The sequence below is a fragment of the Bacillus sp. CPT56D-587-MTF genome (assembly GCF_058792335.1).
Map to the genome: position 1 here is coordinate 109,654 of NZ_JBYTEF010000001.1, position 10,347 is coordinate 120,000.

Sequence of the window (10,347 nt, forward strand, 5' to 3'; positions counted from 1 at the left end):
ACAACATGATACTATACATTCATTACAATATGTTAGCAAGTGATATTTTAGTGACGTTAAAAGAAATTAGTGTTCATTTTATCCCGCTAATTGTGAGTAGTAAGATTCATGCCTCAAAATTCAGAAGCTGGATGCCGGTAAACGTCCGATTGGTGTAGGCTAATTAAAGTTTCACTTTATAATTTTTCCTAATTCCTTTTAAACATCAGTTTTTAGTAAAAAAACCTGCTGAATTTCAGCAGGTCTCAAATTGTTACTATAGATTACTATGAGAAGCGTACTTCGTCAATTTTTTCTTAATAATGAAAATTACTCATTTTACTCTGTTGAGATAGATGGATCTGCCTGTTCTTTTTTCGGGATAATCTCAAAAAACTTGTTCTGTATATCATCTAATAATGGTGTTAACAAAGCAACTTCCTCATATTGCTCGTGCTCGTTTAGTACACGAATATAGTCTAGCAATAATTCAGTTACATCTTTCAAACCATTTTTACTAATTGGTTGTAATGTAACATTTGCGCCTTTTGCGATTCTTCTTTTTAAGGCCTGTTCTGTTAAGCCTAAGTTTGAATCACGACGCAAATAAACAACACCGCCAGTCATGCCAGCGCAAATCCATGGACCAGGGTCACCTAAAACAAGCGCTCGCCCGTTTGTCATATATTCAAAAGCAAAACCTTTAATATTGGAGTATGCACCTATATTTCCTTGCTCTTTTTCACGGAGTGGTTTTGTTATTCTACCTCCAATTATCATGTCTGCCCCAGAAAGGCGAATGCCAGCGCGAGCATCAGCGTTCCCTTGTACGTATAGTGCCCCTTTTTGTGCACCATATCCAAATCCTTTTCCGACAGAACCGTTATAATATACTCCGTCTTTTCCTTTTGATTTCGTTATATAAATCCCACCACCAAAGGAAGTTTTACCAATGCCATCTTGTGCGCCGCCATTTACGTGTATAAATAAATTTTCACTATTGTAAGCACCTAACCCATTTCCGGGAATAGAACCATTCGTATACTTTAATGTAAGTGGTTCAAGTTGAGTAGCTTCATATAGTTTACTGCGAACGCGATAACATGATTCTAGACCACCCATAACGCGTTGCTCTACACCAACGCCTACCAATTCTTTTGAGTCAGCGGAATGAACTGTCTTAAATTGTTTTTCCGGTACGCCTTCTGTTGTTGTAACAGATGGATGTTCTATTATTTGTAGTAAATTACGTAAGTTTAATAAATTTTCGCCTCGAACTTGCTCTAATAAATCAGAACGCCCAACAATTGCTTGTAAATTTGTATAACCAAGCTGTCCTGTTAATCGTTTTAGTTCTACACCGAAAGAGGTGAATAAATTTAGCAGGCCAGCAACTGCGCTTTCTAATTCGCGTGGGACGAAGCGACGTAACCCATGTTCTTTTGCTTGTGCTTCAGACTCGATTTGTGTCGCAATTCCAACATGGCAAGTATCTAGATGGCACCCACGGCAAGTAGTACAGCCGATTGCAATCATTGATAGTGTGCCAAATCCAATACGGTTTGCTCCGAGGAGCATGATTTTCAAGGCATCATTTACACTTCGAATACCACCATCTGCCCAAATCTCTACTTTATGTCTCATGCTTGCTTCTAATAAAGCGTTGTGAGCGGCTTTAACACCAATTTCTACAGGGAGACCTACATGCTGCAATGCGTGAATACGTGCAGCGCCTGTTCCGCCATCGAATCCGCTAATGTTAATAAAATCAGCGCCAGCTTTGGCGATACCGACAGCAATTGTTCCGATATTAGGAACAACAGGGACTTTCACGGCTACTTTGGCAAGTTGATTAGCTGTTTTAATTTCTGTAATCATTTGAGCTAAATCTTCAATTGAATAAATATCATGGTTATTAGAAGGCGAAATTAAATCTGAGCCGATTGTCGCATTACGTGCTTCAGCGATTTTGGCTGTCACTTTTGAACCAGGTAAATGCCCACCTTCCCCAGGCTTTGCGCCTTGACCGATTTTGATTTCAATTAAGTTTGATGAGTTTAGTAGTTCGGCATTTACTCCAAATCGCCCAGATGCTACTTGTTGTCCACGTGTATGTGGATATTTTCCAATCATATCTTTAATTTCGCCGCCTTCACCGTTCAAGCTAATCATATTTAGCTGATCGGCTGCTTCTGCATATGCGCGAAAGGCAATTTCGTTTTGAGAACCAAATGACATAGAACTAATAATAAATGGTAAATTATGATTTTTGATGCCGATAGATACTTCTTCAGTTGGAACGACATGTTTTGTTTGTTTCGTTTGAACAAGGTGTCTGATTGCGATTGGATTATTCTCTTCTAGTTCACTTAACTTGTCACGGTAATCATCATAAGAATTTCCTTTTGCAACATCGCCGATTGCTTTCCAAATTCGCGGGAATATATGAAATGATTTTCGCATTCTAATTTTAGGATTGTTATAATCCTCTGCTCGTATTTTTGCATCTTCAACAAGTGATTCAAGTGAAAAGGCTAAATCATTTGAACCGAAGAAATTTGTAATCTGTAATATATTTGCGATTTCTTCATGTAATCCAATAGATGAATAGAGACGTCCGTAACCACGTAACTCATGAATTCCAATTGTTGAAATGACTTTTTCTAATCCTTTATTAAGTGCATTATATAGATTCGTAATTGGTGTTTTTGTTCCATCATTTACAGTCGCGAATAATAAATATGGATTAATACCATCTGCTCCTAATCCATATAGCGTGACAATGTCATGTAAGGAGCGAAGAGCACCAGAACGTATAACGAGAGAACAATTGCGGCGTAATTTATTTTCACTTAATGCTTGATGTACTTTAGCAGTAACTAAATGTGGATCAATCCACAATCGTTCATTTAGATGGGCTTTGGCGTCATCTAATACTAGTAGGGAAGCGCCATTGTTAACAGCAGCTATCGCTTCAGAACTAATGCGGCTTAATGCGCATTGCAGAGTTTCTGACGAGCTGAATGTAGCAGAGATTGTGGCGATAGAGTTATGAGTCTTAAATAGCTCTATGAGTTGTTCGTACGTAATTGTGTGTAATTCCTCTGCAATAGGTTGTGCCACGCTGCCTTCTAAAATAATTGGTGAAAGCATTTCAACTACAAATGGCCGTTTTGCGCCGCTTAATAAACTTGGACGCTCTCCAAGTACAGTACGTGTAGAGAAGTGTTCAATTTCACGGTCACGGTCAATTGCAGGGTTTGTAACAACAGCTACACTTTCTTTAATAAAGTCAGCGATATTTCGTCTATCAGTATCGAGTGCGGCAAGTGGTGAGTCATGCCCAAGTGAGCGTATTGGCTCAACGCCTTTTGTTGCCATCTGTTCAAGAAGTTGAATATGTTCTCGGTCCCATCCCAAAGCGACGTATTGTTTCGTTTCAACTTGAACAGAATCACATAGCCCTTGGATTTTTTTCGTTTCAGGGATAGATAAATTTAAATGGTAATTGGTAGTATCAATTCGCTTTTTAAAACGGTTATATACTTGGATTTGATATTTGTCATATTCATAAAGAACAAGTTCATCTTGTTCATTCCATTTTAATCCGACTTTTTCTCCAGGAGCGAGTGGTTTTGGTTCTGCTACATATTTAGTTGGTGATACAACTCCAGGTTCAGAAGAGAAAATATAAGAGCTCTCTGTCTCTACTTTCCATACTGGGCGTAATCCAAGGGAATCAACGCTGAAAACAGCTTCATCTTTAAAACGGGAAATGATGCCAGCTGGTCCTTGTGCAAAATGTCCCCATGCTTCACGTATATACGTATATAAATCTTGTAAAGGTGTTTCATAAAGTTTAATTTCATTAATAATTGGTGGGAATAGAATTTCCATTGCTTCAAATAAGCTGTAGCCGTATTGAACAAGTAGGGTTTCTAAGGTGCGGTTTAAATCTTGAGAGTCACTGCCTCCTGCAGTAAGTGGTACATCAATCATTTCAGCTTGATCGCGTAATTTCGCAATTGTGTTAATTTCACCATTATGTCCGAGAATGCTAAATGGTTGTACACGAAAAAAATTAGATAATGTATTAGTAGAGTAGCGGTTATGTCCTAATGTCATAGTTGAAGCGATAAGCGGATGTTGTAAATCATTATAGTAGGCAACAAGCGTATCACCAGCACCTAGAACTTTATATACAACATGATCATGACTTAATGAAGCAACATGAATTGCTTCGTTTTCCTCTATTTTTATTGTGACAGAAAATAATGTTTGCTCAATATTTATAATTTCGTTTTCTGCGATAAGGGCAACTTGCCAAAATAAAGGTTCTTCTTGTTTACCAAGTGGACCGAGCGCATCTGAGTTTGTTGCATCGTCACTTTCGAAAATAATAGTAAAGTTTTTGTTGTTTAATTGCGTACGAATATAATCTTTTAAGGCAGTAATGTTTTCTTTTTTATTTAGAAAAAAATGTCCAACGATAAAGTGGGGATGATCCACAATCGTTGGATTATATCCGCTACTTTTTAGTTTTTCATTCCAAAGTGTTTTTGGTATATCAATGTGAATGCCGATGCCATCGCCCTCGCCATTAATGAAACCAGCTCTATGATTCATTTTGACGAGTGATTGTATGCAAAGGTCAATGTTTTCTTTTGTAGCAATTTTTCGTTTCTCCATAACGGAAACGATTCCACACGCATCATGTTCTGCATTTCTATAATCTCGAAATAAAGACGGTGTCCATGTATTTTTTTTATTGAGCATCCGTCAATCCCCCCTCTTGTAAAAGTTAGAATAATCTTACTATTTAAGGCGCAAATCACCTTGTACACAGAGATAGTAATGCTGTAAAAGAATATAAAACAGATAATTATGAATAATTATACTATTAATACGTAATTTATGAAATAGAAAAAAGGAAAAAAGAAAGGTGAGCTTTCTTTTTTCCTTTTAATGACGGGATTATTTATTGTCTGCTAGGGCAGCAAATGCTCTGCCGACAGCTTCGATTGTATATTCAATATCTTCTTTTGTATGTTCTGTAGTTAAGAACCATGCCTCGTATTTAGAAGGTGCTAAGTTAACTCCTTCTTGAAGCATAAGCTTGAAGAATTTACCGAACATTTCACCGTCTGTATCTTGTGCGGCATCGTAATCTTCAATTGTATTAGTTGTGAAGTATACAGTTAAAGCCCCTGTTAGACGATTTAATGTAATGTCGATATTATGTTTCGCTGCTTGCTCTAAAATTCCTTTTTCAAGCATTGCACCAAGTTCATCTAACTTCTCATAAAGCCCTTCTTGTTGAAGTACTTCTAGACAAGCGATACCTGATGCCATAGAAGCAGGGTTTCCTGCCATTGTACCAGCTTGGTATACAGGTCCAAGCGGAGCAACTTGTTCCATAATTTCTTTCTTACCACCGTAAGCACCGATTGGTAAGCCACCGCCAATAACTTTACCAAGCGCTGTTAAGTCAGGTGTAACACCAAGTAAGTCTTGAGCACCGCCGTACATAAAGCGAAAAGCAGTAATAACTTCATCATAAATTACTAGTGCGCCAGCTTCGTGAACAAGTTCATTCACTTTTTCAAGGAATCCAGGTTTAGGCTCTACAATACCGAAGTTTCCAACGATCGGTTCTACAAGGATAGCTGCTACTTCATGACCCCATTTATCTAAAGCTTCTTTTAAAGTTTCTACATTGTTAAATGGAACGGTAATAACTTCTTGTGCGATACTTTGTGGTACGCCAGCTGAGTCAGGAGTTCCTAAAGTAGAAGGGCCAGATCCAGCTGCCACAAGTACTAAATCAGAATGACCGTGGTAACAACCAGCAAATTTCATGATTTTTGTGCGACCTGTATAAGCACGAGCAACACGAATCGTTGTCATCACTGCTTCTGTACCAGAGTTTACGAAACGGACTTTATCTAATGCAGGCATTGCTTCTTTTAACATTTTTGCGAATTTTACCTCTAGCGCTGTTGGTGTTCCATAAAGTACCCCATTTTCAGCAGCTGTTGTAATTGCTTTTGTTATATGCGGATGAGCATGTCCAGTAATAATAGGACCGTATGCTGCTAAATAATCGATATATTTATTTCCGTCTACATCCCAGAAATAAGCGCCTTTCCCACGTTCCATAGCAACAGGAGCGCCGCCGCCAACTGCTTTAAAAGAACGAGAAGGACTGTTAACACCGCCAACGATATGCTCTAAAGCTTCTTTATGTAATGCTTCTGACTTTGTGAAATTCACTACAATTCATCTCCTTACAAAAATCTATGTATTATTCTAACATGTTTTTCGAAAAGACGTATTGTTTGTGATAGCGAAGGCAGTTGGGTAAACTATTCGTTGTGACATTTAGGAGGGGGGTCCGATTATGAAATCGGTAATTGAGGTACAAGGGTTACGTAAAGAGTTTACAGCCTATTCAAGTCGTCCGGGCTTAAAGGGTGCATTTCGCGATTTATTAAATCGTAATTATAAAATAGTACCAGCAGTAAATGATGTATCTTTTACTGTAAAGCAAGGTGAAATGGTTGGTTATATCGGTGAGAACGGTGCTGGTAAATCAACAACAATTAAAATGCTTACGGGGATTTTAACTCCGACATCAGGGCAAATCACAGTAAATGGAATGAACCCACATAAACAAAGAGAAGAATTTGTAAGAACAATTGGTGTTGTTTTTGGACAGCGTTCGCAACTTTGGTGGGATATTGCAGTACAAGAATCGTTTCGTTTATTAAAGAAAGTGTATGGTGTATCAGACGCTCAGTATAAGGAGCATATGGAGCACGTAATTGAAACGTTAGATATAGGGCCCTTATTAGATAAACCAGTTCGAAAATTATCTCTTGGTCAAAGGATGCGTTGTGAATTAGCGGCAGCCTTAATTCATAATCCACCGTTATTATTTTTAGATGAGCCAACAATTGGGTTAGATGTACTTGTGAAATTGAAAATACGTGAATTTTTAAAAGAAATGAATGAACGTTATAAAACAACAATTTTATTAACAACACACGATATTACTGATATTGAAGCTTTATGTGAGCGCGTTATCATGCTGGATGAAGGAAATATTATGTATGACGGTTCTTTAAATAATCTTCGTACGCAGTGGGGAGCGGAGAAGGAAATTCACTTTCAGTTTGTTGCACCAGTTTCCTATCAGGCTTTATCAATGGTTATGCCAGATAATCATGTCGTTTGGTCGAAAGCAAAAGAGGAAAATGCATGGGTTGCAAAAATTCCGAATGAAGAAGTTATTATTTCAATGCTTATTTCTAAAGTAGTACAAGCCTTTCAAATTAAAGATTTAAAAATTAACGAAGTGTCTACAGAGGAAATTATTCGTAACATTTATGAAGAAGGTATTACGCATGGGTAAGTATATTGAAATGATTCGAATTCGCTTTTTAATGATGCTTGCGTATCGTACAAATTACTATAGCGGGATTTTAATTTATACGATTAATATCGGTGCTTACTATTTTTTATGGCAAGCAATTTATAGCGGAAAAGAGAATATTGAAAGTTTATCTATTTCGCAAATGACCACGTATATCGCAATAGCGTGGATGGCACGTGCCTTCTATTTTAATAATATAGATAGGGAAATTGCGATGGAGATTCAAGAAGGACGTGTGGCTGTAGAATTAATTCGTCCGTATAACTATTTGGGAATGAAAGTTATGCAAGGTCTTGGCGAGGGAATATTCCGTTTTGCCTTCTTTTCCATTCCAGGCATGGTTATCGTTACGTTATTATTTTCGTTGCAAATTACAACAAATTTTCAAACTTGGTTATATTTCTTCTTATCTTTAATATTTAGTTTTATTATTAATACACAAATTAATTTAATGACGGGAATGCTTACGTTTTTCCTATTTAATAATAGTGGGATTATGTATGCGAAACGCGTTGTTATTGATTTATTTTCAGGTCTATTATTACCAATTAGTTTTTATCCGCTATGGGCCCAAAAAGCAATGATGTTTTTACCGTTTCAGGCTATTAGTTATATTCCAAGTATGATTTTTTCTGAAGGTATACAGGGGAGTAAGTTGTATGAGGCTTTAGTATTTCAAGTGATTTGGGCGATTGTACTTATTATTCCAATTGTACTCATGTGGAGAACGGCGAGAAAACGTCTAATTGTACAAGGGGGATGATGAGATGCTATATATAAACTTATTTTTACAATATGCAAGTCAATATATAAAAACAAAATTGGAGTATCGAGGCGATTTTATCGTTGGTTTACTTTCTGATTTATCGCTTCAAGCAGTTAATTTAATATTTATTCTCGTTGTATTTGGGCATACACAAGCATTGAAGGGATGGAGTCGAGAAGAAGTAATCTTTATTTATGGTTTCTTTTTAGTACCATTTGCCATCTTTTCAGCTTTCTTTAATATATGGGATTTTAATGATCGATACATTATTAAAGGGGAGATGGATCGTGTATTAACGCGGCCGATCCATAGCCTATTTCAAATTATATTAGAAAGAATGGAACTTGAATCTTTAATTGGAGCTATTACAGGGATTGTTGTAATGGGATATGCAGCTGTGGAGTTACAATTATCTTTTTACTGGTATGATTTCTTCTTATTTATATTGATGGTAGGAGGAGGAGCACTTGTATATGGAGGGATATTTGTTACGCTGGCGAGCCTTGGTTTTTGGTCGGATGCGAAAAGTTCAATTATGCCTCTTATGTATAACATAGGTAATTACGGGCGCTATCCTGTTAATATTTATAATCGTGTAATTCGTTTCATTTTAACGTTTGTTTTACCGTTTGCGTTTGTTGGAGTATATCCAGCGGCATACTTTTTAAGAAAAACAGAATGGAATAGTTATGCATTTGCGACGCCAATTGTTGGTGTTATCTGTTTTACGATTGCAATCACCCTCTGGAATCAAGGGGTAAAAAGGTATCGTGGCGCGGGTAATTAATTATAGAAGCTTGTTCGTTTCTAAGGGATAAATCAGTTCTCCACCTCATACATATAAAATGAGGTGGAGGACATGTTATGGGGATTTATTCTATTAATTGCAGCAATCGCTATTTTGAAAAGTGTCCAATTATTATGGAGTTCCTATTCGGATTCAACGCGTTTTTTTTCGCTCTATAATTTGGCCACATTATTTTTAATCTATACAACAGTACTAATCGCATTTGGATTAAGTTACGTTGTATTAGAGGAAATGGGTTTCGCAGTTTTGAAAGAGGACGGAGAAAGTTTGAACGCTCATTCTTTTCAACTCGTCGAAGTTTGTTTATATTTTAGCGCAGTTACTCTATTGTCTGTTGGATATGGTGACATATCTCCGATTGGAATTGGGCGATGGATTGCAATCGCAGAAGCGCTAATTGGATATACACTCCCTTTTGCTTTTGTGATGAGGTCTGTAATAGACAATGAAAAATAAGGAAGCATTTGTTATAGTAAAGGAAAAGAGTAGGAGTGATAACTATGATTACAGTAGGAGAAATGGCACCAGAATTCACATTAGAGGGAAGTAACGGAGAAGAAGTTCGCCTAGCTGATTTCCGCGGTAAAAATGTAGTTCTCTATTTTTATCCGAAAGATATGACGCCAGGATGTACAACTGAAGCATGTGATTTTCGTGATGCGTATGGAGTATTTCAAGAGAAGGATACGGTTATTCTTGGAGTAAGTCCTGATTCAGCGAATAGACATTTGAAATTCATTGAGAAACATGAATTGCCATTTACACTTTTAGTAGATGAAGATCATAAAGTAGCAGAGTTATACGATGTTTGGAAGTTAAAAAAGAACTTTGGGAAAGAGTATATGGGAATCGAGCGTTCTACATTCCTTATTAATAAAGACGGTGAACTTGTAAAAGAGTGGCGTAAAGTGAAAGTGAAAGTGAAAGGACATATTGAGGATGTTCTTTCTTATATAAAATAAATCTACATTGGAGATAAAATATGCAGAAACAAGGCAAGTGTCTATACATATTTTACTGCCTTACATAAAGTGGAAGTGTAGGGCATACCTCCTCAGATGATAGTATTCCAAGTGCGATTATGTCGCACTTTTTTCTATGGAATATATGAAGAAAAAAGGGAAAGATACATAAAAACAAGTCCTGAATATAAAAATAAACTACATACTTATAGTAGAAATATTGACGATTTATAAGAAAAGGAGTACACTCTTTATAAGAATTATAAAATAATAATCCGTATAGAATCGGGGTGCATGACGGTGGTCAAAGAAGAATTAAAAGAAGCGCTAGAAATGCTGAAAAATACGGGTGTACGCATTACTCCACAGCGTCATGCTATTTTAGAGTACCTTGTGG

8 protein-coding genes (1 of these 8 only partly in view) are annotated in these 10,347 nt (G+C 36.9%); 6 read left to right on the forward strand and 2 right to left on the reverse strand.

The window, feature by feature from the left end; all coding sequences use genetic code 11:
* Positions 1-318: 318 nt before the first annotated feature.
* Both AC3WVZ_RS00570 and hemL read right to left on the reverse strand, forming a co-directional pair.
* Positions 319-4,755, reverse strand: a complete 4,437-nt coding sequence (locus tag AC3WVZ_RS00570) for a glutamate synthase-related protein (RefSeq protein WP_229175090.1) — start codon at positions 4,753-4,755, stop codon at positions 319-321.
* Positions 4,756-4,953: 198 nt separating this feature from the next.
* Positions 4,954-6,252, reverse strand: a complete 1,299-nt coding sequence (gene hemL / locus AC3WVZ_RS00575) for a glutamate-1-semialdehyde-2,1-aminomutase (RefSeq protein ID WP_233935864.1) — start codon at positions 6,250-6,252, stop codon at positions 4,954-4,956.
* A 127-nt stretch (positions 6,253-6,379) separates the two neighbouring features.
* On the opposite strand from hemL, the gene AC3WVZ_RS00580 reads away from it, so the two are divergent.
* From AC3WVZ_RS00580 to perR, 6 genes are all read left to right on the forward strand, one after another.
* Positions 6,380-7,393 (forward strand): ABC transporter ATP-binding protein, encoded by a 1,014-nt coding sequence (locus AC3WVZ_RS00580; protein WP_000843655.1) that lies wholly within the window; start codon positions 6,380-6,382, stop codon positions 7,391-7,393.
* On the forward strand, positions 7,386-8,177 hold the full coding sequence (locus AC3WVZ_RS00585; RefSeq protein ID WP_000521519.1) for an ABC transporter permease: 792 nt from the start codon (positions 7,386-7,388) through the stop codon (positions 8,175-8,177). Before AC3WVZ_RS00580 ends, AC3WVZ_RS00585 begins: the two co-directional genes overlap by 8 nt.
* 4 nt (positions 8,178-8,181) lie before the next feature.
* Complete coding sequence (locus AC3WVZ_RS00590) at positions 8,182-8,967, forward strand: ABC transporter permease (protein ID WP_000965773.1); 786 nt, start codon at positions 8,182-8,184, stop codon at positions 8,965-8,967.
* A gap of 72 nt (positions 8,968-9,039) precedes the next feature.
* On the forward strand, positions 9,040-9,444 hold the full coding sequence (locus AC3WVZ_RS00595; protein WP_000964343.1) for a potassium channel family protein: 405 nt from the start codon (positions 9,040-9,042) through the stop codon (positions 9,442-9,444).
* A gap of 44 nt (positions 9,445-9,488) precedes the next feature.
* Positions 9,489-9,950, forward strand: coding sequence for a thioredoxin-dependent thiol peroxidase (gene bcp, locus AC3WVZ_RS00600; RefSeq protein ID WP_137049740.1), 462 nt, complete (start codon positions 9,489-9,491; stop codon positions 9,948-9,950).
* Between the two features lie 300 nt (positions 9,951-10,250).
* On the forward strand, positions 10,251-10,347 hold the 5' end (the start) of the coding sequence (gene perR / locus AC3WVZ_RS00605) for a peroxide-responsive transcriptional repressor PerR (RefSeq protein WP_000237829.1). The gene runs 332 nt beyond the window's last position; 97 of the gene's 429 nt are visible here — the first part of the coding sequence; the start codon lies at positions 10,251-10,253; its stop codon lies off the right edge, out of view.

What these genes read in the sequence shown, in the direction of transcription:
- AC3WVZ_RS00570 (WP_229175090.1), bottom strand. Translation starts at nt 4,755, where the DNA reads ATGCTCAATAAAAAAAATACATGGACACCGTCTTTATTTCGAGATTAT.
- AC3WVZ_RS00580 (WP_000843655.1), top strand. Translation starts at nt 6,380, where the DNA reads ATGAAATCGGTAATTGAGGTACAAGGGTTACGTAAAGAGTTTACAGCC.
- AC3WVZ_RS00585 (WP_000521519.1), top strand. Translation starts at nt 7,386, where the DNA reads ATGGGTAAGTATATTGAAATGATTCGAATTCGCTTTTTAATGATGCTT.
- AC3WVZ_RS00590 (WP_000965773.1), top strand. Translation starts at nt 8,182, where the DNA reads ATGCTATATATAAACTTATTTTTACAATATGCAAGTCAATATATAAAA.
- AC3WVZ_RS00595 (WP_000964343.1), top strand. Translation starts at nt 9,040, where the DNA reads ATGTTATGGGGATTTATTCTATTAATTGCAGCAATCGCTATTTTGAAA.
- bcp (WP_137049740.1), top strand. Translation starts at nt 9,489, where the DNA reads ATGATTACAGTAGGAGAAATGGCACCAGAATTCACATTAGAGGGAAGT.